Origin of the sequence: Arthrobacter sp. NPDC058130 (assembly GCF_042884475.1) — a bacterium.
In the GTDB taxonomy this organism is placed as follows: domain Bacteria; phylum Actinomycetota; class Actinomycetes; order Actinomycetales; family Micrococcaceae; genus Arthrobacter.
Map to the genome: position 1 here is coordinate 181,903 of NZ_JBHVTV010000007.1, position 25,343 is coordinate 207,245.

Genomic DNA, 25,343 nt, shown 5'->3' on the forward strand with positions numbered 1-25,343 from the left:
GGGAGGCCTTGCTGTGGAAGTAAAGATTGGTATTCAGAACATTGGCCGCGAAATTGTCCTCGAATCGACGCAGGACGCCGACGCCGTCGCCAAGGTGGTGGGCGACGCGATCGCCAAGGGCGGCGAACTGCGCCTGAAGGATGACAAGGGCCGCCTGGTGATCGTCCCCGCCAATGTCCTGGGCTACGTTGAAATCGGGGCAGAAGAAGCCCGCCGCGTCGGGTTCGGCGCCCTCTAGGCTCTTGCCGTTTGGCGTTGGACTTGCTTCACAACCGATGCACTGCCGGTTTTTCGAAACCGTTTTTTCTGCCGTTTTCTTGACTAGCGTGAGGTGTCCTGAATGCTTTCCCTGATTGTGGTCGCCATGGTGACCGTTGCTGCGGGCTTCGTGGTGTGGGCTAACGACAAGCGACACACAAAATACGGGGTCAGCGTCCCGGCAGGAGTCGCGACGGCCGTCGGCATGCTCAGCTGGATCATCTTCATGTCGGCCGGGTTTGGCTACCAGCCGGGCCTGACCTGGATCCCGTGGATCCTGCCGATGGTCCTCGGCACGGCGGCGTCGATCGCGGCCGTCATCTACCTCGGCAAGACCCGGACCCGGCAGGACACAGAGCGCCTCACCGCCATCCTGAAGCTCTAGGCGCTACTCCGGCAGGTCCGGCCCGTGGCCGTCCTCGGTGCACAAGCACAGCCGGTTTCCCTGCGCATCCGTGACCACCACCCACTCGGGTGCGTGGTCACGGTTCATTAAGGCCCCGGTCGCCGCGGTCTTTTCCAGGACGGGCCCGGATTCGGCCTTGCTCCGGTGGATGTCCAGGTGGATGCGGTTGGCGTTCGGAGTGGAGGTCTCCTGGAACCAGAGTCCGGGCCCGCGGCCGTAGGGGTCCACGAGGTCGCCGAACCGGCCCTTGCGGTAGCCGAGGGCGACCCGCCAAACCTCCGAAACCCCGGCGGGGTCCTCCGAATCGATGGCGATATCCACCGTCCGGTACAGGCCCGGCTCCGCGGCGGCGCCGGCGCCCTGCGCCGCCTCGCTGACTGCCGCCGCGGCGCGGATGTCCCGGGACGTGACCTCCGTGCCCGCGTCGTGGGACGTGAAGCGCAGGAACACGCGGTTGTAGCGCCAGTCCAGGTCCGGGTGGTGGTTCTGGTCCTCGGCCACGCGCCCGAGGGCGGCTATGAGCTCCAGCGCCGCGGCCGACGTCGGGCTCTTGTAGACCGTCACCAGGCCGCCCAGGCGGTATCTCCAGTCCGGAAGGCCCGCCAGGGCCTCATCGATCTGTGGCCGGGTAAGGACGTCGTCCGTGGCTGCCACTGCAGGCTCCTGTGCTGATTCGGCGGATAGGCTGGTTCGGCGAATTGGCTGGCGGTCGAAGCCGGACCCCGACCTACAGGAACTCGGCCCGGCCTTCCATCGCCGAGGACGCCAGGGCGTGCTCGCGGCGCGGAATCCTGCCAGCCTTTTTTGCCAGCCTACCGGCGATGACAGCGTGTTTGAAGGCCTCCCCCATGAGCACGGGATTCTGGGCCCGGGTCACGGCCGTTGCCAACAGCACGGCATCGCAACCAAGTTCCATCGCCAGTGCCGCGTCCGAGGCCGTGCCGATCCCGGCATCCAGCACCACCGGCACGGACGCCCGAGAGACGATCAGCTCGATATTGTGCGGGTTCAGGATGCCCAGGCCGGTGCCGATCGGGGCGCCCAGCGGCATCACGGCCGCAGCGCCGAGGTTTTCCAGCCGGAGGGCGAGCACGGGGTCGTCGTTGGTGTAGGCGAAGACCTTGAAGCCGCGGGCCACGAGCTGTTCGGTGGCGTCCACGAGTTCGACGGCGTCCGGCAGCAAGGTGTGCTCGTCGGCAATGACTTCGAGCTTGACCCAGTCCGTTTCCAGGGCTTCGCGGGCCAGTTCGGCGGTGAGGATGGCGTCCTTGGCGGTGAAACAGCCGGCAGTGTTGGGCAGCACCCGGATCTGGTGGTCCTCAAGCAGCTGGAACAGCGATCCCGTCTCCGCTGGCGAATAACGGCGCATCGCCACCGTGGTCAGCTCGGTTCCGGAGGCAACCAGCGCCGCACCCAGGCCGTCCAGGCTCGGCGCGCCGCCGGTGCCCATGATGAGGCGGGAGCCGAGCGTCACGCCGTCGATCACCAACGGATCGGCCACCGCCCCGCTTAGCTGCACGGCCGGTGCTCCTGCCAACGTGGTCTCGTTCATGCTGGTCATCCTCCCTGGACTGCCGTGACAAGTTCGACGTCGTCGCCGTCGGCGAGCGCCGTGGCGTGCCACTGGCTGCGCGGCACCACTTCGGCGTTGCGGGCCACGGCGACACCGAGCTTCCGGCCGTCGGCGGCCTGTCCGTCGGGGCCGATGCTCCGGCCCGTGAGCTGGCTGACGAGCGTGCTGACGGAGGCGCCGTCGGCGACGCTCTGCTCCGTTCCGTTCAGTCTGATGTTCATGCTGCTTCCTTCTGGGGGCTGTCCCCGGACGTATCCGGGATGCGGGAAAAACGGTCGGGGCGGAATCCGGCCCAGCGCGGGTCCGGCGTCCCGTCCATGAGTTGCCGGCACACGGCGGCAGCCGCCGGGGTGAGCAGGACGCCGTGCCGGAAGAAACCTGTGGCGATGATGAGTCCTGGGACATCCCCGCCGTCCGGGCGGCCGACGCGTCCCAGCAGCGGGGCGTTGTCCGGTGTGCCGGGCCGCGCCCGCGCCGCGGCTTCCAGCAGCTCCAGCTCGGCAACCGCGGGCACCAGCTGCTGGGCATCCCGCAGCAGCTGGTAGATGCCGCCGGCCGAAACCGAGTGCGGATCCAACGGGCCGTCCTCGCGCTGGGTGGCGCCGATCACCACGGTGCCGTCTTGGCGGGGGACGATGTACACCGGGACCCCGCGCACCATGCCCCGCACGGTGGCCGTGAGCAGCGGCTGCAGATGCGGGGGCACGCGGAGCCGGAGGATGTCGCCGTAGACGGGCCGCAGCGGCAGGGCCAGCCCGGCGGGCAATTCTTCAAGGTCGGCGGCGCCGAGCCCGTTGGCGACCACGGTTTCGGTGGCCCGCACGGTACCGCCACCGGCGAGGCGGACCCCTGCAACCGTGCCGTCCTGCCACAGCAGCCCTGCCGCGCGCTGCCGGATGAAGCTGCCGCGGCCCTCCGACGCCACGACGCTGGCAAGCCGGGCGACCAGCAGGCGCGGATCCACCTGATGGTCGGCCGGGATGTCGAAGGCGCACGAGATGCCGGGGCTCAGCAACGGCTCCCGGCCCCGTGCCTCGCGCACTGTGAGGGGTTCCACGCTGAGGCCGCAGGCCCGCTGGACTTCCCTCAGGTCCGCGAGCGCGCGCCGGTCGGCTGCGTCGGCCCCGACGGCGAGGGTCGGCGTCGTCAAGTACCCCGTACCGGCCCGGGAGTCCGGGCCGGCGGGACCGGCGTCCGGGCCGGCAGGTCCGGCGTCGACACCGGCGGCGAATCCGGGCCACAGCCGGGAGGACTCGAGCATCAGTTCCAGAAGCTGCTCTTCCTGGTAGTGCAGCTCGCTGACGGGGGCAAGCATGCCGGCCGCGGCCCAGCTCGCCCCGCTGCCGGGGGCATCGTCGATCAGCACCACGGACCGTCCGGCGCGGCTGGCCTCGAACGCGATGCCGTGGCCGATCACCCCGCCGCCGATCACGGCAACGTCTGCGGTGCTGTCCCCTGCGGTGCTGTCCCCTGCGGTGATTCCATCAGTGGAAACGGGTCCCGTGTCACAATCCCGGGCGGTGGCGTCATCTGCGGCCACGGCTTCACGCCCAGTTTGTGTGCCTACTTGCGTGCCCATGAAAAATTCCTTCCCTACGCCGGTACTAGCCGGATCAGGTCAAGCGGTCGGCTCTGACGCCCTCTCAGCCGAGCAGCGGCGACATGGCTGCTGCGGGCTCCCGCGGTATGCGCCCAGTTTAGAGGAACTAGGCTGGTCCCATGAGCCAGGACCACCTCCACACCACCGCCCGCCTCTACTTGTGCACCGACGCCCGCAGGGACCGCGGCGACTTCGAGGACTTCGTGGACTCCGCGTTCGCCGGCGGGGTGGACATCATCCAGCTGCGCGACAAGTCGCTCGAGGCTGCCGAGGAACTGGAACTCCTGGAGGTCCTGCACGCCGCGGCGCGGCGCCACGGACGGCTGTGGGCCGTCAATGACCGGGCGGACATCGCCTCCCTGTCCGGGGCGCCGGTGTTCCATATCGGCCAGAAGGACATTTCACTGGACGCGGCCCGCGGCTTCCTCGGCAAGGACGCCGTGATCGGCCTGTCCACCCACACCCCGGAACAGGTTGACGCCGCCGTTGCTGCCTCGCCCGGCCGCAAGGGACTGGACTACTTCTGCGTGGGGCCCGTGTGGGCGACTCCCACCAAGCCAGGACGCGCCGCCGTCGGCCTCGACCTGGTCCGTTACGCTGCCCAGACGATTGGCCAGCCGGACGGCGAGGGCACCGGGAAGGCCGACGCCCGGGCGGAAAGCCTGTTGCCGTGGTTCGCGATCGGCGGGATCGACCTCGGCAACGTGGAGCAGGTAGTCGACGCCGGTGCCCGGCGGATCGTGGTGGTCCGGGCAATCACCGACGCCGATGATCCCGCCCACGCCGCTGGTGCGCTGCTGGCGGCGCTGGACGCCGCGGATTCCTGAGCCGGTCCCCCGCACGATCTCCCGGCCGGTACTGACGCTGCCCGGGGCTGACGCTGCCCGGGGCTGCGGCCTGTCCTGAACCTAGCCGGGGAGCCCCAGCCCTGCCATCCGACGCGCATGGTTCGCTGCGAGCTCGGCCGTCAGCCCCCCGACCAGCGCCTTGGCCTCCGCGTCGTCCAGTCCAGACAACCCGCCCAGGAACGCGTGCTCCAGGCTCACCCGCTGGGCATGGTTCAGGACCTCGCCCAGCAGGCGCCGGGCCCACAGCGCCAGGCGTGACGCCAACCGGGGGTCATCGGCCAGGGCCGCCTTGAGGCGCTCCTGCAACACATCCGTGGACTCACCGGTGGAGCGGACCTGCCCGATCAGCTCCCGGGTCCCGGCGTCGACGTACATGCCGACGGCGCCGTAAAAGTCCGCGGAGACCGTGTCGATCACGTAGGCCTTCATGAGCGCTTCGTACCAGTCCGCAGGGCGTGTGAGCTCGTGGAAGTGGTCCACCGAGGGCTGGAACGGCAGCATGGCGGCCTCCGTGTCCAGGCCCATGTCCTCGAGCCGGGCGCGGATGAGTTCGTAGTGCTGGAACTCCGCCACGGCCATCCTGCCGAGTACGGCACGGTCATGCAGCGTGGGCGAGTACCCGGCACTGGAGGAGAGCCGTTCGAAGGCGGAAAGCTCGCCGTACGCCATCACTCCCAGCAGATCCGCCAGGAAGCTGTTGTAGAGGGCAGGATCGTCCGGAGTTGCGCTCATGATCCAAGACTAATGGCGGAAATCGGGCTACCCTGATTTTCGTGTCCCATCATCGCCTGACCCCCAGTGTCCACGAGCAGCAGAACCAGCTGGCCGGGGCTCTCAAGGCGCTGCGCACCACGCTGGAACTGCCCGGCCCGTTCCCCGAAGACGTGCTGCGCGACGCGGCGGCGGCCGTGGCCGAGCACAAGCTGCCGGACCTGGACCTCACGCACGTCGAGTTCGTGACCATCGACCCGGCCTCGTCCACCGACCTCGACCAGGCCCTGTTCATCGAACGGGACGGCGAGGGCTACAAGGTGTTCTACGCGATCGCCGATGTCCCGTCGTTCGTCGCCCCGGGCGGGGCGCTCGACGCCGAGACCCGGCGCCGCGGGCAGACCTTCTACACCCCGGACGGCCGGATTCCGCTGCATCCGGAGATCATCAGCGAGGCCGCCGGCAGCCTGCTCGCCGGCCAGCTGTGCTCGGCATTCGTCTGGGAGTTCGGGCTCGACGCCGCGGCAGAGGTGACATCGGTCCTTGTCCGCCGGGCCCAGGTCCGCAGCCGCGCGAAACTCAGCTACAAGGCCGTCCAGGCCGAACTCGACGCCGGCACGGCCGCGCCCGTGCTGCAGCTGCTCAAAGAGGTCGGCATCAAGCGGGTGGAGCTCGAACGCCTGCGCGGCGGAGCGAGCCTGAACATGCCGGAACAGGAGATCCAGCAACTGCCCGACGGCGGCTACCGGATCGTGGCGGCCCCGCCGCTGCCGGTGGAGGACTGGAACGCCCAGATTTCACTCATGACCGGAATGGCGGCCGCCGCACTCATGCTCCAGGGCAAGGTCGGCATCCTGCGCACCATGCCCGCCCCGGACGAGGCGTCACTGCGGCATTTCCACCGCCAGACCCATGCCCTCGGCAAGCCCTGGGACGGAGAAATGGGCTACGGCGAGTATCTGCGGACCCTGGACCCCACGGACCCCCGGCAGCTGGCAATCGTGCATTCGGCCGGCATGCTTTTCCGTGGCGCCGGGTACACGCACTTCGACGGGACGGTGCCCCAAGCCGCCCTCCAGTCTGCCATCGGCGCCGCCTACGCCCATTCCACGGCGCCTTTGCGGCGGCTGGTGGACCGCTTCGTGCTGGTGATCTGCGAAGCCCTGAGCAACGGCACCGAGGTTCCGGCCTGGGCCCGGGCGGCCCTGCCGTCCCTCCCGGCCATCATGGGCACGTCGGACCAGCTCGCCGCAAAGCTGGAGCGGCTGGCACTGGACACCGTGGAGGCGGCCCTGCTCGTCAACCACGTCGGCCAGGAATTCGACGCCGTCGTCATCTCCGGTTCCAAACCGGTGAAGAGCACCACCGGCGCCAGCGGCGACGGCAATGGGAACGGCGGCACGGCCGGCAGGGCGAACGGCAATGGGAACGGCGGCAAGGCCAACGGAAACGGGAACGGCAACGGCCCGTCCGGGATGGTCCAGATCGCCGAGCCCGCCGTGACCGCACGCTGCCCCGGCGACCTGGAACCGGGCACTCAAGTCCGGGTCCGGGTGGTGTCCTCGGACATCGCCACCCGCGAAATCCAGCTGGAGCTTGTGGGCTGAGGGCCCCACTGCCGGCGCGCTGGGGGTCCGCTGCCGGGCGCACTCCCGCGGTGCCATCACGGGTCCAGTCGAGGATCCGCCCTTGGTACAGCTAGACTGGAGGAGTAGAAATGGATGCCCGGTCGTTGATTTCCATGATTTTCGAATTCAACAAGCCCGCCCCTACGCGATCTTGAGATCCACCCGCTGGTCCCCAGTGCCAGCATTTAGATAGCCCGCGATCGGCTTCCACTGGATTTGCTTGCGCGCCCGAGCGTGCTCCGGAACGGCCACTGGCCGGCCCCGTTGAGCAAGCAGCGCAGCCCAAAATGAATAAGGAAACTCCCCTGTGAGCGAATTGCACACGCACCAGCTTCTGATCGATGATTCCGGCACGGAGACCATCGAGCCCGAAGAAACCATCATCTCGGACGAAAAGCCGCACGAGATTGCCGAAAAGACCTTCGCCGACTTCAACGTCCGCGCCGACATCGTGGAATCGCTGGCCGACGCCGGCATTACGCACCCGTTCCCGATCCAGGCCATGACGCTTCCGGTCGCGCTGGCCGGGCATGACATCATCGGCCAGGCCAAGACCGGTACAGGCAAAACCCTCGGCTTCGGCATCCCGGCGCTGCAGCGCGTCGTCGGACGTGACGACGCCGGCTTCGACAAACTGGCCGTTCCCGGCGCCCCGCAGGCCCTGGTGATCGTGCCCACCCGCGAGCTCGCCGTCCAGGTGGCCAAGGACCTCGAGAACGCCGCCAAGAAGCGCAACGCCCGCATCGCCACGATCTACGGCGGCCGCGCCTACGAGCCGCAGGTCGAGGCGCTGCAGAACGGCGTCGAAATCGTTGTCGGTACCCCCGGCCGCCTGATCGACCTCTACAAGCAGAAGCACCTGAGCCTGAAGAACGTCAGGACCGTCATCCTCGACGAAGCCGACGAAATGCTGGATCTCGGGTTCCTGCCGGACGTCGAGACCCTGATCGCCGGCACGCCCGCCGTCCGCCAGACGCTCCTGTTCTCAGCCACCATGCCCGGGCCGGTCATCGCCATGGCCCGCCGCTACATGAGCCAGCCGACGCACATCCGCGCCGCGGACCCGGACGACGAAGGCCTGACCAAGCGCGACATCCGCCAGCTGATCTACCGTGCGCACAGCATGGACAAAGTTGAGGTTGTAGCCCGGATCCTGCAGGCCCGCGGCCGCGGCCGCACCATCATCTTCACCAAGACCAAGCGCACCGCCGCGAAGGTGGCCGAGGAACTCGTGGACCGCGGCTTCGCTGCGGCCGCCATCCACGGCGACCTCGGCCAGGGCGCCCGCGAACAGGCACTGCGTGCCTTCCGCAACAACAAGGTGGACGTCCTGGTGGCCACTGACGTCGCCGCCCGCGGCATCGACGTCGACGACGTCACGCACGTGATCAACTACCAGTGCGTCGAGGACGAGAAGATCTACCTGCACCGCGTGGGCCGCACGGGCCGCGCCGGCAACAAGGGCACGGCCGTGACCTTTGTCGACTGGGACGACATGCCGCGCTGGGGGCTCATCAACAAGGCCCTGGGCCTGAGCGTCCCCGAGCCGGTGGAGACCTACTCCTCCTCGCCGCACCTCTTCGAGGAACTCGACATCCCCGAGGGCACCAAGGGCCGGCTGCCCCGCGACAAACGTGTTCTGGCTGGCGTCGACGCGGAGGTCCTCGAGGACCTCGGCGAAACCGGCAAGAAGAACTCCCCCCGTTCCGGCGGCGCGAAGGACAGCGGACGCTCCTCCCGCGACGGCGCACGCTCCGGCGGTCGGGACTCCCGTGAAGGCGGCCGCGAGGGCCGCCGCAGCGGCGGCTCCGGTGCCGGCGAAAACGGCGGACGCCCGGCTTCCCGCCGTCGTCGTTCGGCCGCTGCGGACGCCGCCCCGGCTGAGGCTTCGGCACCGACCACCTCATCGGCCCCCGCGTCGGCGCGGGCGGCTTCGGCCAGCGCCCCGACCGAGGTGGACCGGGCAACCCGTGCCCGCCGCCGGACCCGCACCCGTCGGCGCAACGGCGAGGTTGTTGCCGGCGGCGACGCACAGCCGAGCGGCGCCGAGGCCTAATCCCCTCCATGACTGAGACCGTCTGGGCGCCGGACGGCAGCAACCTGGTGGTTCACGCGGACAACGCGGAATACCTCCCCACGCTGCCGGACGGCGCCTTCACACTGATCTACGTGGACCCGCCCTTCAACACCGGCCGGGTCCAGAAGCGCCAGGAAACCAAGATGGTGCTCAATGCCGGCGGCGAGGGTGACCGCGTCGGGTTCAAGGGCCGGTCCTATGACACGATCAAGGGCGCGCTGCACAGCTACGACGACGCCTTCAGCGACTACTGGTCCTTCCTGGAGCCCCGGCTCGTGGAGGCCTGGCGGCTCCTCGCGGACGATGGCACCTTGTACCTGCACCTGGACTACCGCGAGGTGCACTATGCGAAAGTCATGCTGGACGCGATCTTCGGCCGGGAATGCTTCCTCAACGAGATCATCTGGGCGTACGACTACGGTGCACGGGCCAAGTACCGCTGGCCCACCAAGCACGACAACATCCTTGTCTACGTCAAGAACCCGGCCAAGTACCACTTCGACAGCGCCGAGGTGGACCGTGAGCCGTACATGGCGCCCGGGCTGGTCACGCCCGCCAAGCGCGAGCTCGGCAAGCTTCCCACGGACGTCTGGTGGCACACGATCGTTTCGCCGACCGGCAAGGAGAAGACCGGGTACCCCACGCAGAAGCCGGAGGGGCTCATCCGCCGCGTGGTTGCGGCGTCGAGCCGGCCGGGCGACTGGTGCCTGGACTTCTTCGCCGGTTCCGGCACGCTCGGAGCCGTGGCCGCGAAACTCGACCGCAGGTTCGTGTGTGTGGACCAGAATCTGGCAGCCGTCGACGTCATGACAAAGCGCCTGGCCGCGAAAGCGCAGTTCACGTCGTTCCCGACAGCCTGACCGCCTGACCCTTTTCTTGCCGTTGCGCTATCACTTTTGGTGGCTATTCGGGCCTCTGAGGGACCAAAAGTGATAGGGCAACGTGGGGCCGGGGCTCAGCGCACCACGGAGGATCCGGTGCCCATTTCCTCGATGCGGGCAAAGGCTTCGGGCGTGGTCAGGTTCTCGCCCAGGAGGTTCGGCTTCCCTGCGCCGTGGTAGTCGGAGGATCCCGTGACCAGCAGGCCGTATTGTTCGGCGATGCGGCGGAGGAACGTCCGGCCCTCCTCGGGATTGTCCCGGTGGTAGATTTCCAGGCCGGCCAGCCCGGCGTCGATCATCTCCCGGTAGGTCGCCTCCCCCACGATCCGGCCGCGGGCCGACGCGACGGGGTGGGCAAACACCGGAACGCCGCCGGCTGCACGGACCAGTGCGACGGCGAGCGCCGGCTCCGGCGCGTAGTGCTGGACCCAGTAGCGCGAGCGTCCGGTCAGGATGGAGCCGAAGGCCTCGGCCCGGTCTTCCACCACGCCCGCGGCGACGAGCGCGTCGGCGATGTGCGGGCGGCCGAGGGTGGCGCCCGGTGCCACGTGGTGGATCACGTCGTCCCATGTCAGCGGGTAATCCTCCGACAGCAGAGTCACCATCTTCTGGGCCCTCGTGCGCCGGGCATCCTTGGCCTTGGTGATTTCCTCGAGCAGCCCGGGATGTGCGGGGTCGTGGAGGTAGCTGAGGAGGTGGACACTGATGCCTTCCGCCGTCCGGCACGAGATCTCCATGCCCGGGACCAGGGCGACCCCCGTTTTCCGGGCAGCGGCGGCAGCCTCCGCCCACCCGGCAGTGGAATCGTGATCGGTCAGGGCCACGACGTCGAGCCCTGCAGCGGCGGCGGACTCAATGACGCCGGCCGGCGCCTGGGTGCCGTCGGAAACGTTGGAGTGGGCATGCAGGTCAATCCTCACCTCACCAGCGTAGTAGATGGCCGGATCAAAGCCCCGGCACCCTTCGGGCGGGCCGCCCTGCGGCGGTGGCGCGCCGTTGGCCTAAGCCGCGGCGCTGGTGAGACTATGGGACGGTGAACGATGCAGATAACACCCTAATCTCCGCTTCCCAGCCCCTCGAAGAGCGCGTCAACAACCGCTCGCAGCGGCCCAGCTCCGACGCTTTCAAGGCCTTCATGGCCAGCAACTGGGCGCCGGCCACGCAAGAGCTCCCCGAACGGGACGCCGTCGCGGGCCACGCCGCGGCCCGGCGCCGGTCCATCTCAGGCCTGTTCAAAGGTGAACGCCTGGTCATCCCCGCCGGCCCGCTGAAGGTCCGCTCGAACGACTGCGACTACCGCTTCCGGCCGCACTCGGCCTTCGCGCACCTCACCGGCCTGGGCCTGGACCACGAGCCGGATGCGGTCCTGATCCTGGAACCGGTGCCGGAAGGCACGGGCGACGACGGCGGCAACCACCACGCCACGCTGTACTTCCGCCCGCTGGCCGGCCGCGACACCGAGCAGTTCTACGCCGACTCCCGCTCCGGGGAGTTCTGGATCGGCGCACGTCCGACGCTGGCCGAGTTCCAGGCCAAGCTCGGGCTGGACACGGCGGACATCGCCGAACTCGAACTCGCCATCACCAAGAACGTCGGCGCGCCCGAGATCGGCGGAATCTCCATCCGGCTGGTCCGCAAGGTGGACGAGAACATCGACGCCCTCGTGGACACCGCCCGCTACAACACGGCCAAGGACCCGGACAACCTGGACCTGAGCGTGCTGGACGCCCTGGACGAAAAACTCACCGAGGCACTCTCGGAACTGCGCCTGCTTAAGGACGAGTGGGAAATCGAACAGATGAAGACCGCCGTCGCCGCCACCGTGGCCGGCTTCACGGAGGTCGTCAAGGCACTCCCCCGGGCGCTGACCCACCACCGCGGCGAGCGCGTGGTGGAAGGGGCGTTCTTCGCCCGGGCCCGCGAGGAAGGCAACGAGCTCGGCTACGACACCATCGCCGCCTCCGGGAACAACGCCACCGTGCTGCACTGGACCCGGAACACCGGCAAGGTCAACGCCGGCGAACTGCTGCTCCTGGACGCCGGGGTCGAGGCCGACTCGCTGTACACGGCCGACGTCACCCGCACGCTGCCGGCCAACGGCAAGTTCACCGAGATCCAGCGCAAGGTCTACGAGGCAGTGCTCGACGCCGCCGACGCCGGCTTTGCCGCCGCCCAGCCGGGCACCAAATTCCGGGACATCCACACCGCAGCCACCACAGTGCTGGCCGAACGGCTCGCCGAATGGGGTCTCCTGCCCGTCTCCGTCGAGGAAGCCGTCAGCACCGAGGGCCAGCAGCACCGCCGGTGGATGCCGCACGGCACCAGCCACCACCTCGGCCTCGACGTCCACGACTGCGCCCAGGCGAAGCGGGAACTCTACCTCGACGGCGTACTCACGCCCGGAATGGTGTTCACGATCGAACCCGGCCTGTACTTCAAGAACGAGGACATCGGCATCCCCGAGGAATACCGTGGCATCGGCGTCCGGATCGAGGACGACATCCTCATGACGGCCGGCGGGCCGGTCAACCTCAGCGCCGCGCTGCCGCGCAAGGCCGACGACGTCGAGTCCTGGATGGCGGGCATCTACCTGGAAGCCGACGGCCAGACGCCGTAACGTCCGTCCTGCGGACGGGAAGATCGCGGACGAGAAGCTAGAAGCGCAGAAAAGGGAGGGTCCGAGGACCCTCCCTTTTCTGCAGCTAATTCTGTCGCGAGGCTAGTGCTGCTGGCCGTCCTGGCTCGGCGCGGGCTTGTCGCCGTCCGTGACCCTGACCCCGTACTGCGGGCGGCCGTCCGGGAGATCCGGATAGCTCACACCTGACACCCTGCCGGCCGGGCGGGCCGTGTCCTCCGCCGCGCCGGATGCTGCCGGGGCCTGGCCTGCGGCTCCTGCCTGCTGGGGTGCACCGCCCTGGTACTGTCCGGCCGGTTCGCTGCCAGCCTCCGGCGGCCTCTGGCCGTACGGATCGTTCCAGCCCGCGGGACGCTGCGGCGCATGGCCCTGCTGCCCGGGCTGCTGCGGGGTGGGCTGCTGCGGTTCCGGGTGCCGGTAGTCGTGCTGCGCGTAGCTGCCGGCCGCTGCACCGGACGCGTCATGCGGCGTCATGGGCAACTGGTGGAGCAGGCGCCGCGCTTCACCGGCGGCCTCGAAGGAGACCACCACGTCGTAGTTGGTCGCCAGCACCTGGCTCGTGGACGTGAAGTCCCGCTTGCCGCGCTGCATGGCGTACGTGACGATGCCAAAGAGCATGAAGAACGCGGCACCCATCAGCACGGACGTCACAATCGAGAAGTAGCCGGGGGTCGTGGAGAAGAAGGACAGCATCACGCCGACGAACAGGCCGAACCACATGCCGCTGAGGGCGCCGGACAGGGCCACGCGGGGGTAGGTCAGCCTGCCTGTCACCCGCTCCACCATCTTCAGGTCGTTGCCCACGATCGACACCATCTGCACGGGGAACTGCTGGTCTGCCAGATAGTCCACCGCCTTCTGGGCATCCAGGTAGGAGTTGTACGAACCGACGACGTCGCCTCTCGGGACGGCGCGAGCCTCGTCCGAGCCGGGGGCACCGGCCCTGGGAGCACCAAAAATGTTTGACATATGCCCATTCTCGCCTATCCGGCTGGTGTCCGGCTGGAAATTCAGCTAAAAGAGAGCAGACTCGGTAGCCTGTATGAGTGAGCACGAATCTTTCGCGGGTGTTTGTCGCGCGCCTCCTCGGACTGGACGTCTTTGACCCCTTGGGCGACCGTCTGGGCCGGTTGCGCGACGTTGTGGTGCTCTCCCGCGGAACCAGGGGCGCCCCACACGTGGTGGGCATCGTCGTCGAAGTCCCGGGCAAAAAGCGCGTCTTCGTGCCGATGACCCGGATCACCTCCATCGACCAGACCCAGATCATCTGCACCGGCCTGGTCAATCTCCGCCGCTTCGAACAGCGCGGCGCGGAAACCCTCGTGGTCGCCGAGATGTTCGACCGCCGGGTGACCCTTGCCGACGGCAGCGGCGATGCGACCATCGAGGACATCGCCATGGACCGGCACCGCTCCGGCGACTGGTTCGTCAGCAAGCTCTTCGTCCGCCGCGGCCACTCCCTCTCGCCGCTGAGCCGGCTGCGCCGCAATGAAACCCTAATCATCGACTGGGCCGATGCCCAGCAAGGCGCCAAGACCGAACCGCAGGCGGCCACCCAGTTCGTAGCCACGCACGAGGACCTCAAACCGGCCGACTTCGCCGAAGCCCTTCAGGAAATGAGCGACAAGCGCCGCTTCGAGGTTGCCAGCGAACTCCAGGACGAACGGCTCGCGGACGTGCTGCAGGAGATGCGCGAAGGCGATCAGGTGGAAATCCTCTCCGCCCTGGACGTCAACCGCGCCGCCGACGTCCTCGAGGAAATGGATCCGGACGACGCCGCCGACCTCCTTGCCGAACTGCCCAGCGCCCAGGCCGAAGAACTCCTGCAGCTGATGGAACCCGAAGGCGCCGAAGACGTCCGCCGCCTGCTGGAATACGACGAAGACACCGCCGGCGGGCTCATGACGCCGGTTCCGGTGATCCTTCCCCCCGAGGCAACGGTCGCCGAGGCCCTCGCGCATGTCCGCAGGGAGGAACTCTCCCCGGCCCTGGCATCCTCCATCTTCGTCGCCAGGCCCCCGCTGGAAACGCCGACAGGGCGCTTCCTCGGCGTCGTCCACATCCAGCAGCTGCTGCGCTTCCCGCCGCCCGAGCCGCTGGGCAACCTCGTGGACAAGAACCTGGAACCGGTCTCGGACCAGGCCCACATCAGCGAGGTGGCCCGTGCCCTGGCCACGTACAACCTCAACTCACTCCCCGTGGTCAACGACGACGGACGGCTTGTGGGGGCGGTGACTGTTGATGACGTGCTTGATCATCTGTTGCCGGACGACTGGCGCGCCCACGAGGACGACGCCCCGATAAGGAAGCTCGGAGGCCGCATTGGCTGATTCCACAGCACCACGGGGCTCCGGCACCCGTCCGGCCGGCAGGGCCTCAGGCGGCCTCGACACGCCGCTGAGCGGCCGGCAGCGGATCCTGCCCAATTTCCGTCCTGACCCGGACGCCTTTGGCCACGCCACGGAAGGCTTTGCCCGGTTCATGGGCACGCCCCAGTTCCTGATGTACATGACCGTGTTCTGCGTGTTCTGGCTGGGCTGGAACACGTGGGCGCCGGAGGAATGGCAGTTTGATTCCAGGGCGCTTGGCTTCACGCTGCTGACGCTCATGCTGTCCCTGCAGGCTTCCTACGCCGCGCCGCTGCTGCTGCTCGCGCAGAACCGCCAGGACGACCGGGACAAGGTCTCGCTCCAGCAGGACCGCCAACGGGCGGAGCGTAATCTCTCCGATACCGAATACCTGACCCGGGAACTTGCTTCCCTGCGCATCGCGCTGCGCGAGGTCGCCACCCGCGACTACGTCCGTGCCGAGCTGCGCAGCCTGCTGGAGGACATGCTGGAGGCGCAGGAGGAACTGCGCACCCACGATCCCTCCAACGGCGCCCACGAGACGCCGCGGGAAAAGGTCAAGGAGAAACTGAAGGAGCGGCGGGACAAGCGCGGCCCCCGGACCCAGCAGATCCCCCGCGTCAAGGCCAGCGGTAAGCGGGAGGACAGCCCTGCCAGCACCGCGAAAACCCCCTCGGCGGACAGCCCTGCGGACCACGCGGAGGAACCGTCAGCGGATCCGTCCGGGGCCCCCGCCGATCCCACCCGCTTGCCCGCACACCGCACCACCCCCGAAAGCTGAGCATCGCCCGCATGAGCACCCCGCTGGAACAGGCAGTGCACAGCGCACTGGCCACCGTGATCGACCCTGAACTCCGCCGCCCCATCACCGAGCTCGGCATGGTGGAGTCCGTGGAGATCGCCGACGGCGGCCGCGTACGGATCGTGGTACTCCTGACCATCGCGGGCTGCCCGCTGCGCGGCACCATCACCGCCGACACCGAGGCGGCGCTGTCAGCCGTCCCGGGCGTCACAGGCGTCGAGGTGGACCTGAAGGTCATGACGCAGGAGCAGCGCGACGCCCTCAAGGAGAGGCTGCGCGGCGCCGGCGGCCAGCGCGGCATCCCGTTCAACGCACCCGGCTCGCTGACCAGGGTGTACGCCGTCGCGAGCGGCAAGGGCGGCGTGGGCAAGTCTTCGGTGACAGTCAACCTGGCGTGCGCCCTGGCGGCCCAGGGCCTCCGTGTGGGGATCGTGGACGCCGACGTGTACGGTTTCTCCGTTCCGGCGCTGATGGGCATCACCCAGGCCCCGACCCGCGTGGACGACATGATCCTGCCGCCCGTGGCCTACGGGGTCAAGGTCATCTCCATCGGCATGTTCGTCACCGGCAACCAGCCCGTGGCCTGGCGCGGCCCGATGCTGCACCGGGCACTGGAGCAGTTCCTCACGGATGTCTACTTCGGCGACCTCGACGCCCTCTTCCTGGACCTGCCGCCGGGCACCGGCGACATTGCGATCTCGGTCGCCCAGCTGCTGCCCAAGGCGCAGATCCTCGTCGTGACCACCCCGCAGGCGGCCGCCGCGGACGTTGCCGAGCGGGCCGGTGCGATCGCCACCCAGACCGGCCAGACCGTGGCCGGCGTCGTGGAAAACATGTCTTACTTGGAACTGCCCGACGGCGGCAGGATGGACCTGTTCGGCAGCGGCGGCGGCGCCGTGCTCGCCGAGCGCCTCTCGGCCACGGTGGGTGAGAACGTGCCCCTGCTGGGCCAGATTCCGCTCGAAGTCCAGTTGCGTGAGGGCGGCGACGCCGGGGTGCCCCTGGTGCTGGGCCGTCCGGAAACCCCTGCGGCCGTGGCCCTGGCCGGAATCGCCGGCAAGCTGGCGTCGGTTCCCCGCGGGCTCAAGGGCATGCCGCTGGGCCTGCAGCCCCGCTAAGTGGTGGGAAGCTTAGGTCGCCTCTGAGTCGAAGGGCGCCGCTTCGCCTTCGGGCAGCCGCTCGACAACCCGGGCCGGGCGATACTCTGCGGCCACCGTGGCGGCCGTGGACACTGCGGCCGGGGCACCGGAGCTCACCGGCTTCGTGTCGTCCTCGAGGAGCGCTTCCTTGATGATCCGGCGGGGATCGTACTGGCGGGGATCGTACTTCTTCCAGTCGACTTCATCGATGTCGATGCCGACTTCTTCCTTGATCTGTTCCCGCGCACCGGACGCCATCCGGCGCACTTCCTTGACGATATTGGCAAGTTTCTGGGTGTATTCGGGCAGCCTGCTGGGACCAATCACCAGAAGGCCGATGATCAGCAGAAGTAGAAACTCCGGTCCATTGATTCCAAGCACTTTAGGAAGATTACCCTCTCGTTCGGGCTGGCGACGACTTCGCGAAGTCCGAATGCCGACCATGTCCGGCCCATCCCTGCCTCACGGGGCCAGGTGCTCCAGGATTCGGCTGAGTCCGCGCTCGATCCGTTCCGTAATTCCGTCGCGGGGGCCTGACGCCGCAGTGCCGCTGCTGACCCGTGTGAGGGCGGTAACGCCGTCGTCGGCTTGCTCGGCCGGCAGGTCCGAAACATAGGTGTAGGTGGCTGCGTCGGTCTGGTAGATGGCCCGGTACGGCGGGGCCGGGTTGACCCACAGCGTGCCGCTACCGGACTCGGGGAGGGCCGACGGCGCGCCCGGCCTGGCCCGGGTGAAACCGTCTGCGACGGCGGCGTGCCCGGTCAGCACGTTGACGGGTGAAGCGTCGGCCCGGGCACGTACCGGGGGCGTACCGGGGGATGTGCCGGCCGCCCGCGGCGGGGACGCGTGCTGTTCGAGGACCGTGGCGAAGTGCTGCCCATCCGTGAGGCGAAGTTCCAGGATCACGTCCCCGGACATGACGCCGGCCCGGGCCCAGATGAGGTGGAATCCGAGGTCGCGCAGTTCAGGGCAGATCCATCCCTGTGAGCGGAACGCGGCAAGCTGCCCGGCGCTCAGGGTCCCTGCGGGGGTGAAGTCGGGCTCACCGCCCAGGCCGAGCCCGACCCGGGGCCCGGTCACTTCGCTTCCGGGAACGCCGGCGCTGTCCGATCCGCTGGCGAACATTTCCCCCGCCCCGGGCGGTGCGCCGCTGCCGGCCTGCCCGCCGGCCTCCGGGTGGGCAGCGGCGGAGGCGTCGGCGCCGTCGGCAGGGGCCGCGGGGTCGCCTCCCATGGCGTAACCGGTGCCGGCCACGATGGCCAGGGCGGCGACGGCCCCTCCGACCACCAGTGCCGGCAGGCGCAGGCCGCGGCGGCGCCCGTCCTGGGGAGGCCCGGCAGCGGATGGGTCGCCGGCAAAAGTCCAGTCGGCGGCCGCCTCTTCGGCTGCGTGCCTTTCCAGGTCCGCCTGTTCCGGGCTGGTTACCGGCCCCTCTGTCGCCGACCGTTCCGCGGCCAACTGCCCGGTCCGTGCCAGGAGCCGGGCGGTCAGGTCGTCGCTGGCCTCGGGCACGGCGGCGCCGCGGAGCTTTTCGAGGTACTGGCGCTCACGCTGTTGCCGGGCACGGCATTCGGCACACGATGCCACATGGTTATGGCGGCCGGCGGCCCAATTCCGCGTAGCGCCGATCCTGCCCCGGCCGGCCTTGTCCCAGAACCTGCAGCCAGAGCCTCCCAGTAAACGTCTCAGCAGACCCATTGACTGGTTCAGAGCAGGCCGGCGATGCGCGGCATCTTGAGCCGCGGCTTGAGGGACTGCTTGGCCTGCGCAGGACGCGGGTCGCGGTGCGCGAGCTTTTCGCGCAGCATCGTCCGGCCGCGGTGGATCCGGGACCGGACGGTCCCGAGTTTGATGTCCAGTGTGGCGGCGACTTCGTCGTAGGAGAGCCCCTCAAGGTCGCACAGCACGACGGCGGCACGGAAGTCCGGGGGAAGTTCTTCGAGCGCGGCCTGGACATCGACGTCGAGGTTGTTCAATTCGAAGCTTTGCTCCGGTCCGGGCTCCCGGCCCGGAATCCGCGACTCGGCGTCATCGGCCAGGGCGTCAAAGCGGATCCTGTTCTTGCGCCGGGCCTGGTCCAGGAACAGGTTGGTGGTGATCCGGTGCAGCCAGCCATCCAGCGTGCCCGGCTTGAAGTTCTCCAGCGAACGGAAGACCCGGACGAACACCTCCTGGGTGAGGTCCTCGGCGTCGTACTTGTTTCCGGTCAGCCGGTAGGCAAGGCGGTAGACCTTGGCGGAGTGGTTCGTCACCACTTCCTCCCAGGTCGGCCGGACCCATTCGGCTTCCGCCGGGGTCCTGGACTGGCCGGTTGAATCAGTTGCCTCAGTTGCCGGGACAGGTGCCAGAATCGACATCGTCCGCTCCCCTCGTGGATGGTACCTACGCCCGAATGGTGCCTGCTCGCGCAGGTTCCTGCACCCTTCATTCGACGCCGATCACCACGCGGATGAGCGGATACCCATCATTTCAAAATAAGCTGGGAATTTCCTGACCCGCACCACTCTTCCGCCAAAGGCAGAACTCCCGGCCGACTGCCGGGGCCACGGCGCTCCGACCTCCGTGTCCCGTCCCGCCGGACACAGTACGCTGTAGGGAACACTCCCCTGCCGCCCAGAAAGCGATATCCCATGAGCGCCGATAAGTCCACGAGCTGGTCCTACGCAGAAGATCTGCCTGCCGAGGATGAGGTCCTGTTGCACGCGCGCGAACGGTCCTTCGAGCTTGGCGTGACCCCGATCGGTCCCGGCGTGGGCGCCGTGCTGACGGTGCTGGCGGCAGCGTCCAAGGCACAGACCGCGGTGGAGATCGGCACCGGCGCAGGAGTGTCCGGCGTGTGCATCCTGCGGGGGCTGGGCCCGCAGGCCGTCCTGACCACCATCGACGTCGACGTCGAACACCTCAAGGCGGCGCGCGAGGCGTTCCAGGAAGCGGGCAGCCCCGCCAACCGCACCCGCACCATTTCGGGCCGCGCCGGCGATGTCCTGCCCCGGCTGACGGACGGGGCCTACGATCTCGTATTCATTGACGCCGACAAGGCGAACTACCCCAGCTACGTGGAACAGGCCGTGCGGCTGCTCAAGTCCGGCGGCCTGCTGATCGTCAACGATGCCCTGGACAAGGACCGGGTGGCGAATCCGGCCGCCCGGGACGCCACAACCGTGGTGCTGCGCCAGATCGGCAAGTCAATCCGCGACGATGACCGCCTCGCCTCCGCCATGCTGCCCACCGGCGACGGCCTGCTGATCGCCGTCAAGAAATAGCCGTTCGAACGCAGCCACTCGCAGCCGGACGCCGGGCTCGAACGCAGGGCTTGATCGCCGGGCTCGATCGCAGGGTCCAGGGCGCAGAAAAGGGCGGGGTCCGCGGCCTGGTGGCCGGGACCCCGCCCCCTGCGAAGCTCTTGGCGTGATGCTATTCGGTGACGCCGACGAGGCATTCCTTGAGGTTTGTCGCCTCAGCAGCATTGAGTTCGACCACGAGCCGTCCCCCGCCTTCGAGCGGAACACGCATGATCAGGCTTCGTCCCTCTTTCGTCACTTCCATAGGGCCGTCGCCGGTGCGTGGTTTCATTGCCGCCATAAGGAAAATCCCCTCCATTAGTCCCTGACATACCAGCCCGGCCGGGCTGCGTCCGCTTGGCCAATCAAGCCGCCCGGCAGCACTCCAAGAGGCCGCCATGACAGGCAAACTCACAAATAAACCGCTTACGAATTCTGTGTGCTTCTTGTCCTTGCTTATCCTCTATTATCGCGTAACAATGCGCCCGTAGCTAATCGTTGGACTTTCAAGCGCGTCCCGCCATGCCGGGCCGGCGCCCCGAAATGGTGCTGTGGGTCACGGCGGATAGTCCCCTCCGCCGGGCAACTGCGCCCAGGCCCACAGCCACACAATCCAGACGATCTGCAGCAGGAAAAACATCACCACGACGGCACCGCGGTACGCGCGGGACCGCGAGAGAAGGGCTGCGCTGAGGGCGAGCGGGAACAGCGGCAGCAGCATCCGGAACGTGCTGGTCTGGGGGTGCAGGAAGACCAGCAGATAGCCCATGTAGCAGCAGCACCAGAGCCGCAGCTCGGTGCCCAGTGCCACCACGGGCCGGGACATCATCAACAGCGTGAACGCGGCAACGAACACGAAGGGTGCCAGCACGCCCAGGTTCGGCCCGAACAGCATGATGCCGGCGTCGAACCACGGCTTGAACGGCACCAGGTCATCGCCGCGCCATGCGGTTTCGGTCTTGGTGTAGGCGCCCGGATCGCCCGTTACGGCCCAGGCGATGGCGGGCCACAGCAGCGCGCTGATCCCGCTGACGGCGGTGAGCCCGCCGAGGGACCAGAGCTGGGCGTTGCTGTGGACGGCAACGCCGTCCCGGTGTTGTGTTGGGACGTGCTGTGTTGCGAGGTCCGGCTTTGCGGGTTGTTGCGTTTTGAGTCGCTGTTCGGTGAAGCGCTGCCAGAGACGGTAGAGAAAAAGCAGCCCCATCATCGCCGCAAAGGGAACCCCGGTAGGCCGGGAAAGGCACATCAGGACCACCACGGGCATCGCCCAGAGGTACCGGCGCTCCATGACCAGCAGCAGCGCGGAGCCGAGCAACAGCAGGTTCAGGGATTCGGCGTAGGGCACCTGCAGCACCGCCGCCACCGGGAAGGTCGCCAGGAATACGGTCCCCCAAAGCGCCGTGCGGTGCGAGGCACGGTGCCTGAATATCCTGTACGCCACGAGGGCTGCGCCAAGGCCCGAAACCATCGCGATGGCCGTCAGCGACCACGCCGGACCCGTACCCGTGAGCCCGGACAGCACCCGACCCAGGATGGGAAACAGGGGGTAGAACGCCCACGTGTTTTCTTGGACGGTGCCGGCGCCGTCGGTCGGCAGAAGCACCGGATACCCGGTCTGCAGCGCTTCGGCGTACCAGCGGGCGTCCCAGATATTAATGAAATTCCAGTAGTCCGGCTTGGCGGGAAACCACGGATTCACGCCCTGATGCAGGGCGGCAGCCATAAAAATACAGGCGCTGACCAGCCGGGCGGCGATGTACAGGCCGGCCACCTGCGTCCACCACGGCCACCGCGCCATCCGCGCGCCCGCAGCTGCGATGCGGCTCCACACCGCCGCGTTCAACCCCTGCGGCTCCAGAGCTTCAGGCTCCGCGACGGTCTCCGGATCCTCCACGCGGTTCACGGCCCGGGCTCGGCCGGCGGGCGGAGGCTTTCCAGTTCCTCTCCGAGCGCCTCGATCTTTTGGTCCTTGGCGATGATCTGCTCCCGCAGATCATCCAGGACCTGGTCCACTTGGTCCATCCGGTACCCGCGGAGCCCGACGGCGAAGCGCAGGCGGTCGATGTCCGCCGCGGCCGCGCGCTCGGGCAACAGGACCGGCGGCAGCGAGGCGACCGGCTCGTCGAAGCCGTCGTCAAAGGAACCGGCACCGCCGTCCCGGTTTCGGCGGAGGATTTTCGGCGCCAGGCCGGTACCGAGGAGGACGGCGACGCCGATCAGCGCTATCGCCACGAAAACCAGGAAGAGACTCACAGGACCATCGTGCCAGAAGCCGGACGCCGGAGCACTCGGCAGGACGCTTCAGCCCCGCGTTCCCTAGCCGTTTCCCTTGGAGCCCGCGCCGCCGCCTCCGTTGGTGCCGCCGTTCGGATTCCGGTGGCGTGCGGCCCCCTCCACCACAAGCGCGACCGCCAGCGCGGGGTCGTCCACTACCTGCACGAGGTCCAGATCCTCCTCCGACACCATCCCCTCCGTGACCAGCGTGTCCCGGACCCACTCGAGCAGGGGACCCCAGAAGGCGACTCCCACCAGCACGATCGGGAACGAGGTGACCTTGCGGGTCTGGACCAGGACCATGGCTTCGAAGAGCTCGTCCAGGGTGCCGAGGCCGCCGGGGAGCACGATGAATCCCTGCGCGTACTTGACGAACATGGTCTTGCGGGCGAAGAAGTACCGGAAGTTGATGCCCAGGTCCACCCACTGGTTCATGCCCTGCTCGAACGGCAGTTCGATCCCGAGCCCCACGGAGACGCCGTTGCCCTGCACGGCACCCTTGTTCGCGGCCTCCATCGACCCGGGGCCACCGCCCGTGATGACGGCCAGTCCGGCCTCGGCCAGTTGGCGTCCCACCTCGACACCCAGCTCGTAGTTCCGGCTCCCCGGCACGGTGCGGGCGGAGCCGAAGACGCTGACCGCCGGACCGAGATCGGCCAGGGCGCCAAACCCTTCCACGAACTCGCTCTGGATCCGCAGGACCCGCCAGGGGTCGGTATGGACAAACTGCCCCGGACCCTTGGTGTCCAGCAACGTCTGGTCGGACATTGTGACTTTGGCGGCCTTCCGGCGCAGCTCAAGCGGGCCTTTATGGCGGATCCCGTTGGGCGCCGTGGTGCTCCGGGCCTCGCGGGCCGGCTTGCCGGCGGGCTTCTGTTCGGCGTTTTGCTTGGGGCCCTGCTGCGGATCGGTACTCATGCCCATAGGCTAGCGCGGAACTTCGGCGCTGCCGCGTCGGCGCGTCGGCACTTCAGTGGCAGCCGGTGCAGCCGGGGACCGCGGAGGGGGGTTTCAGGAGGCCCGGCAAGTGACGCTGAAGTGCAGGTATCTCTTGAATCACGATCTGCACGAATCAGAGTGATTGCGGTCATATTGCGTCAATCTTCGCTAGATTCTTTGTATGACTACTCAAGTGCCCGGCGATGCCCTCGTCTCCCTGACGGCCGTGAACAAGCATTACGGCCAGTTGCACGTCCTGAAGGACATCAACCTGAACGTCCGCAAGGGTGAGGTTGTTGTTGTCATCGGCCCTTCGGGTTCCGGAAAGTCGACGCTCTGCCGCGCCATCAACCGCCTCGAGACCATCGACGACGGCGACATCAAGATCGATGGCAAGGAACTGCCCGCTGAGGGCAAGGAACTGGCACGACTGCGCGCCGACGTCGGCATGGTCTTCCAGTCCTTCAACCTGTTCGCGCACAAGACCATCCTGGAAAACGTCACCCTCGGCCCGATCAAGGTCAAGGGCGTCGCCAAGGGCGAAGCCGACAAGGACGCCATGGCGCTGCTGGAGCGTGTCGGCGTCGGGCATCAGGCCCCCAAACTTCCGGCCCAGCTCTCCGGTGGCCAGCAGCAGCGCGTTGCCATCGCCCGCGCCCTGGCCATGAAGCCGAAGGTGATGCTCTTCGATGAGCCCACGTCGGCCCTCGACCCGGAAATGATCAACGAGGTCCTGGACGTCATGGTCCAGCTCGCCAAGGAGGGCATGACCATGATCGTGGTCACCCACGAGATGGGCTTCGCCCGCAAGGCGGCGGACCGCGTCGTGTTCATGGCAGACGGCCAGATCGTCGAGGACGCGACCCCCGAAGAGTTCTTCACCAACCCCAAGAGCAGCCGGGCCAAGGACTTCCTGTCCAAGCTCCTGACGCACTGAGCCACCACGATTTCGCACCCTGGCCGCCGGACGGCGGCCGCCCAATGAAAGGAATGTCATGAAGGCATTTTTGACCCGAAGGAAATCCCTTCTGGTTGCCGCATCCGCAGCACTGGCACTCAGCTTGAGCGCTTGTGGCGGCAGCTCCTCCACTACCACCAACCCGCCCGTAGCCGAGAAGCCGAGCTTTGCCGCCGATTCCACCATGGCCAAGCTTTCATCCGCGGGCAAGATCACCATCGGCACCAAGTTCGACCAGCCGCTCTTCGGCCAGAAGGGCCTCGACGGCAAGCCGGTTGGCTTCGACGTCGAAATCGGCAAGCTGATTGCAGCCAAGCTGGGCATCCCCGCCGACAAGATCGAGTGGGTTGAAACTGTCTCCGCCAACCGCGAGCAGTTCATCAAGCAGGGCAAGGTGGACCTCATCGTCGCCACCTACACCATCAACGACAAGCGCAAGACCGAAGTCGACTTCGCCGGACCGTACTACGAGGCCGGACAGGCGCTCATGGTGAACAAGGACAACAACTCCATCACCAAGCCCGAGGACGTCAAGGGCAAGAACGTCTGCTCGGTGACCGGGTCCACCCCGGCCGCGACGATCGTCGAGAAGTACGGAGCAGTGCTGGTTCCGGCCGCAACCTACTCCGCTTGCCTGGAACCGCTGCGGAACAAGCAGGTTGAAGCGGTCACCACCGACAACGTGATCCTCGCCGGTTTCGTGTCCAAGGAACCGGACGCCTTCAAACTGGCATCGGACCAGACCTTCACCAAGGAGCCCTACGGCATCGGCCTGAAGAAGGACGACACCGCCTTCCGCATGTGGATCAATGACCAGCTGGAGGCCGCTGACAAGGACGGGTCCTACAAGAAGGCCTGGGAAGACACCGCCGGCACCGTCATTAAGACCACGCCCGCGCTTCCCACGATCGACCGTTACTAGCCGGTTGTGGCGGTTGCCTGGCCGCGGATCTTCCGCAGCCCGGCGGCCGCCACTGCCGTCTTT

General features: G+C 67.9%; 27 protein-coding genes and 1 riboswitch. Of the genes, 13 read left to right on the forward strand and 14 right to left on the reverse strand.

The window, feature by feature from the left end; translation table 11 throughout:
• Positions 1 to 13: 13 nt before the first annotated feature.
• Positions 14 to 238: a DUF3107 domain-containing protein gene (locus ACFVTM_RS13905; protein ID WP_390204046.1), complete on the forward strand. Its 225-nt coding sequence runs from the start codon at positions 14 to 16 to the stop codon at positions 236 to 238.
• Positions 239 to 340: 102 nt separating this feature from the next.
• Positions 341 to 643 carry a hypothetical protein gene (locus ACFVTM_RS13910; protein ID WP_390204047.1) on the forward strand — a complete coding sequence of 101 codons (303 nt, stop codon included), beginning with the start codon at positions 341 to 343 and terminating at the stop codon, positions 641 to 643.
• Positions 644 to 646: 3 nt separating this feature from the next.
• Here ACFVTM_RS13910 and ACFVTM_RS13915 read toward each other — a convergent pair whose 3' ends face one another.
• The 4 genes from ACFVTM_RS13915 to thiO form a co-directional block, all read right to left on the reverse strand.
• Positions 647 to 1,318 (reverse strand): 4a-hydroxytetrahydrobiopterin dehydratase, encoded by a 672-nt coding sequence (locus ACFVTM_RS13915; RefSeq protein ID WP_390204048.1) that lies wholly within the window; start codon positions 1,316 to 1,318, stop codon positions 647 to 649.
• Between the two features lie 73 nt (positions 1,319 to 1,391).
• The gene (locus tag ACFVTM_RS13920; protein WP_390204049.1) at positions 1,392 to 2,216 is read right to left on the reverse strand and encodes a thiazole synthase; all 825 of its coding nucleotides are present in this window, start codon (positions 2,214 to 2,216) and stop codon (positions 1,392 to 1,394) included.
• A 5-nt stretch (positions 2,217 to 2,221) separates the two neighbouring features.
• A complete protein-coding gene (gene thiS / locus ACFVTM_RS13925; protein ID WP_390204050.1) occupies positions 2,222 to 2,458 on the reverse strand; it encodes a sulfur carrier protein ThiS in 237 nt (78 codons plus the stop codon).
• Positions 2,455 to 3,816, reverse strand: a complete 1,362-nt coding sequence (gene thiO, locus ACFVTM_RS13930) for a glycine oxidase ThiO (protein ID WP_390204051.1) — start codon at positions 3,814 to 3,816, stop codon at positions 2,455 to 2,457. The genes thiS and thiO overlap by 4 nt, the downstream gene beginning before the upstream one ends.
• Positions 3,810 to 3,930: riboswitch (TPP riboswitch) on the reverse strand. It overlaps the preceding gene by 7 nt.
• Before the next feature lie 26 nt (positions 3,931 to 3,956).
• Between thiO and thiE the strand changes: the two genes are divergently transcribed.
• Positions 3,957 to 4,664: a thiamine phosphate synthase gene (thiE, locus tag ACFVTM_RS13935; RefSeq protein WP_390204052.1), complete on the forward strand. Its 708-nt coding sequence runs from the start codon at positions 3,957 to 3,959 to the stop codon at positions 4,662 to 4,664.
• Positions 4,665 to 4,745: 81 nt separating this feature from the next.
• Here thiE and ACFVTM_RS13940 read toward each other — a convergent pair whose 3' ends face one another.
• Entirely contained in the window at positions 4,746 to 5,417 is a 672-nt protein-coding gene (locus tag ACFVTM_RS13940; RefSeq protein WP_390204053.1) for a ferritin-like fold-containing protein, read from the reverse strand.
• A gap of 41 nt (positions 5,418 to 5,458) precedes the next feature.
• On the opposite strand from ACFVTM_RS13940, the gene ACFVTM_RS13945 reads away from it, so the two are divergent.
• The 3 genes from ACFVTM_RS13945 (at position 5,459) to ACFVTM_RS13955 (ending at position 9,961) form a co-directional block, all read left to right on the forward strand.
• Positions 5,459 to 7,003 carry an RNB domain-containing ribonuclease gene (locus ACFVTM_RS13945; protein WP_390204054.1) on the forward strand — a complete coding sequence of 515 codons (1,545 nt, stop codon included), beginning with the start codon at positions 5,459 to 5,461 and terminating at the stop codon, positions 7,001 to 7,003.
• A 328-nt stretch (positions 7,004 to 7,331) separates the two neighbouring features.
• Positions 7,332 to 9,080: a DEAD/DEAH box helicase gene (locus ACFVTM_RS13950; RefSeq protein ID WP_390204055.1), complete on the forward strand. Its 1,749-nt coding sequence runs from the start codon at positions 7,332 to 7,334 to the stop codon at positions 9,078 to 9,080.
• Positions 9,081 to 9,088: 8 nt separating this feature from the next.
• Complete coding sequence (locus ACFVTM_RS13955; protein WP_390204056.1) at positions 9,089 to 9,961, forward strand: DNA-methyltransferase; 873 nt, start codon at positions 9,089 to 9,091, stop codon at positions 9,959 to 9,961.
• Between the two features lie 95 nt (positions 9,962 to 10,056).
• Here ACFVTM_RS13955 and ACFVTM_RS13960 read toward each other — a convergent pair whose 3' ends face one another.
• Entirely contained in the window at positions 10,057 to 10,902 is an 846-nt protein-coding gene (locus tag ACFVTM_RS13960) for a PHP domain-containing protein (RefSeq protein ID WP_390204057.1), read from the reverse strand.
• A 113-nt stretch (positions 10,903 to 11,015) separates the two neighbouring features.
• Between ACFVTM_RS13960 and ACFVTM_RS13965 the strand changes: the two genes are divergently transcribed.
• Positions 11,016 to 12,599 carry an aminopeptidase P family protein gene (locus ACFVTM_RS13965; RefSeq protein ID WP_390204058.1) on the forward strand — a complete coding sequence of 528 codons (1,584 nt, stop codon included), beginning with the start codon at positions 11,016 to 11,018 and terminating at the stop codon, positions 12,597 to 12,599.
• A gap of 102 nt (positions 12,600 to 12,701) precedes the next feature.
• Here the strand turns inward: ACFVTM_RS13965 and ACFVTM_RS13970 are convergent, their stop codons facing one another.
• Entirely contained in the window at positions 12,702 to 13,586 is an 885-nt protein-coding gene (locus ACFVTM_RS13970; protein WP_390204059.1) for a general stress protein, read from the reverse strand.
• Positions 13,587 to 13,663: 77 nt separating this feature from the next.
• Here ACFVTM_RS13970 and ACFVTM_RS13975 point away from each other — a divergent pair, with 77 nt between their 5' ends.
• From ACFVTM_RS13975 to ACFVTM_RS13985, 3 genes are read left to right on the forward strand one after another with little or no spacing between them, the layout of a single operon-like run.
• On the forward strand, positions 13,664 to 14,947 hold the full coding sequence (locus ACFVTM_RS13975) for a magnesium transporter MgtE N-terminal domain-containing protein (RefSeq protein ID WP_390204060.1): 1,284 nt from the start codon (positions 13,664 to 13,666) through the stop codon (positions 14,945 to 14,947).
• Positions 14,940 to 15,746, forward strand: coding sequence for a DUF1003 domain-containing protein (locus ACFVTM_RS13980; RefSeq protein ID WP_390204061.1), 807 nt, complete (start codon positions 14,940 to 14,942; stop codon positions 15,744 to 15,746). Before ACFVTM_RS13975 ends, ACFVTM_RS13980 begins: the two co-directional genes overlap by 8 nt.
• 11 nt (positions 15,747 to 15,757) lie before the next feature.
• A complete protein-coding gene (locus ACFVTM_RS13985) occupies positions 15,758 to 16,885 on the forward strand; it encodes an Mrp/NBP35 family ATP-binding protein (RefSeq protein ID WP_390204062.1) in 1,128 nt (375 codons plus the stop codon).
• A gap of 12 nt (positions 16,886 to 16,897) precedes the next feature.
• On the opposite strand, the gene ACFVTM_RS13990 is transcribed toward ACFVTM_RS13985, so the two are convergent.
• From ACFVTM_RS13990 to sigE, 3 genes are all read right to left on the reverse strand, one after another.
• A complete protein-coding gene (locus ACFVTM_RS13990) occupies positions 16,898 to 17,287 on the reverse strand; it encodes a twin-arginine translocase TatA/TatE family subunit (protein ID WP_390204063.1) in 390 nt (129 codons plus the stop codon).
• Between the two features lie 81 nt (positions 17,288 to 17,368).
• On the reverse strand, positions 17,369 to 18,493 hold the full coding sequence (locus ACFVTM_RS13995; protein ID WP_390204064.1) for a hypothetical protein: 1,125 nt from the start codon (positions 18,491 to 18,493) through the stop codon (positions 17,369 to 17,371).
• A 119-nt stretch (positions 18,494 to 18,612) separates the two neighbouring features.
• Positions 18,613 to 19,263, reverse strand: coding sequence for an RNA polymerase sigma factor SigE (sigE, locus tag ACFVTM_RS14000; protein ID WP_390204065.1), 651 nt, complete (start codon positions 19,261 to 19,263; stop codon positions 18,613 to 18,615).
• Between the two features lie 273 nt (positions 19,264 to 19,536).
• Here sigE and ACFVTM_RS14005 point away from each other — a divergent pair, with 273 nt between their 5' ends.
• Complete coding sequence (locus ACFVTM_RS14005) at positions 19,537 to 20,169, forward strand: O-methyltransferase (RefSeq protein ID WP_390204066.1); 633 nt, start codon at positions 19,537 to 19,539, stop codon at positions 20,167 to 20,169.
• A gap of 151 nt (positions 20,170 to 20,320) precedes the next feature.
• Here the strand turns inward: ACFVTM_RS14005 and ACFVTM_RS14010 are convergent, their stop codons facing one another.
• The 4 genes from ACFVTM_RS14010 to ACFVTM_RS14025 form a co-directional block, all read right to left on the reverse strand.
• Positions 20,321 to 20,488, reverse strand: a complete 168-nt coding sequence (locus ACFVTM_RS14010; protein ID WP_079550332.1) for a DUF3117 domain-containing protein — start codon at positions 20,486 to 20,488, stop codon at positions 20,321 to 20,323.
• A 255-nt stretch (positions 20,489 to 20,743) separates the two neighbouring features.
• The gene (locus ACFVTM_RS14015) at positions 20,744 to 21,985 is read right to left on the reverse strand and encodes a hypothetical protein (RefSeq protein ID WP_390204095.1); all 1,242 of its coding nucleotides are present in this window, start codon (positions 21,983 to 21,985) and stop codon (positions 20,744 to 20,746) included.
• Between the two features lie 101 nt (positions 21,986 to 22,086).
• A complete protein-coding gene (locus ACFVTM_RS14020; protein WP_390204067.1) occupies positions 22,087 to 22,440 on the reverse strand; it encodes a DivIVA domain-containing protein in 354 nt (117 codons plus the stop codon).
• A gap of 63 nt (positions 22,441 to 22,503) precedes the next feature.
• Complete coding sequence (locus ACFVTM_RS14025) at positions 22,504 to 23,229, reverse strand: TIGR00730 family Rossman fold protein (RefSeq protein WP_390204096.1); 726 nt, start codon at positions 23,227 to 23,229, stop codon at positions 22,504 to 22,506.
• A gap of 352 nt (positions 23,230 to 23,581) precedes the next feature.
• On the opposite strand from ACFVTM_RS14025, the gene ACFVTM_RS14030 reads away from it, so the two are divergent.
• The gene (locus ACFVTM_RS14030; protein ID WP_390204068.1) at positions 23,582 to 24,337 is read left to right on the forward strand and encodes an amino acid ABC transporter ATP-binding protein; all 756 of its coding nucleotides are present in this window, start codon (positions 23,582 to 23,584) and stop codon (positions 24,335 to 24,337) included.
• A 58-nt stretch (positions 24,338 to 24,395) separates the two neighbouring features.
• Positions 24,396 to 25,280 carry a glutamate ABC transporter substrate-binding protein gene (locus ACFVTM_RS14035; RefSeq protein WP_390204069.1) on the forward strand — a complete coding sequence of 295 codons (885 nt, stop codon included), beginning with the start codon at positions 24,396 to 24,398 and terminating at the stop codon, positions 25,278 to 25,280.
• The last annotated feature ends 63 nt before the right edge of the window (positions 25,281 to 25,343 follow it).

Coding starts and splice junctions, on each gene's coding strand:
- ACFVTM_RS13910 (WP_390204047.1), top strand. CDS start 341: ATGCTTTCCCTGATTGTGGTCGCCATGGTGACCGTTGCTGCGGGCTTC.
- ACFVTM_RS13920 (WP_390204049.1), bottom strand. CDS start 2,216: ATGAACGAGACCACGTTGGCAGGAGCACCGGCCGTGCAGCTAAGCGGG.
- thiS (WP_390204050.1), bottom strand. CDS start 2,458: ATGAACATCAGACTGAACGGAACGGAGCAGAGCGTCGCCGACGGCGCC.
- thiO (WP_390204051.1), bottom strand. CDS start 3,816: ATGGGCACGCAAGTAGGCACACAAACTGGGCGTGAAGCCGTGGCCGCA.
- thiE (WP_390204052.1), top strand. CDS start 3,957: ATGAGCCAGGACCACCTCCACACCACCGCCCGCCTCTACTTGTGCACC.
- ACFVTM_RS13940 (WP_390204053.1), bottom strand. CDS start 5,417: ATGAGCGCAACTCCGGACGATCCTGCCCTCTACAACAGCTTCCTGGCG.
- ACFVTM_RS13955 (WP_390204056.1), top strand. CDS start 9,089: ATGACTGAGACCGTCTGGGCGCCGGACGGCAGCAACCTGGTGGTTCAC.
- ACFVTM_RS13970 (WP_390204059.1), bottom strand. CDS start 13,586: ATGTCAAACATTTTTGGTGCTCCCAGGGCCGGTGCCCCCGGCTCGGAC.
- ACFVTM_RS13985 (WP_390204062.1), top strand. CDS start 15,758: ATGAGCACCCCGCTGGAACAGGCAGTGCACAGCGCACTGGCCACCGTG.
- sigE (WP_390204065.1), bottom strand. CDS start 19,263: ATGTCGATTCTGGCACCTGTCCCGGCAACTGAGGCAACTGATTCAACC.
- ACFVTM_RS14005 (WP_390204066.1), top strand. CDS start 19,537: ATGAGCGCCGATAAGTCCACGAGCTGGTCCTACGCAGAAGATCTGCCT.
- ACFVTM_RS14010 (WP_079550332.1), bottom strand. CDS start 20,488: ATGGCGGCAATGAAACCACGCACCGGCGACGGCCCTATGGAAGTGACG.
- ACFVTM_RS14015 (WP_390204095.1), bottom strand. CDS start 21,985: ATGGCGCGGTGGCCGTGGTGGACGCAGGTGGCCGGCCTGTACATCGCC.
- ACFVTM_RS14025 (WP_390204096.1), bottom strand. CDS start 23,229: ATGTCCGACCAGACGTTGCTGGACACCAAGGGTCCGGGGCAGTTTGTC.
- ACFVTM_RS14030 (WP_390204068.1), top strand. CDS start 23,582: ATGACTACTCAAGTGCCCGGCGATGCCCTCGTCTCCCTGACGGCCGTG.
- ACFVTM_RS14035 (WP_390204069.1), top strand. CDS start 24,396: ATGAAGGCATTTTTGACCCGAAGGAAATCCCTTCTGGTTGCCGCATCC.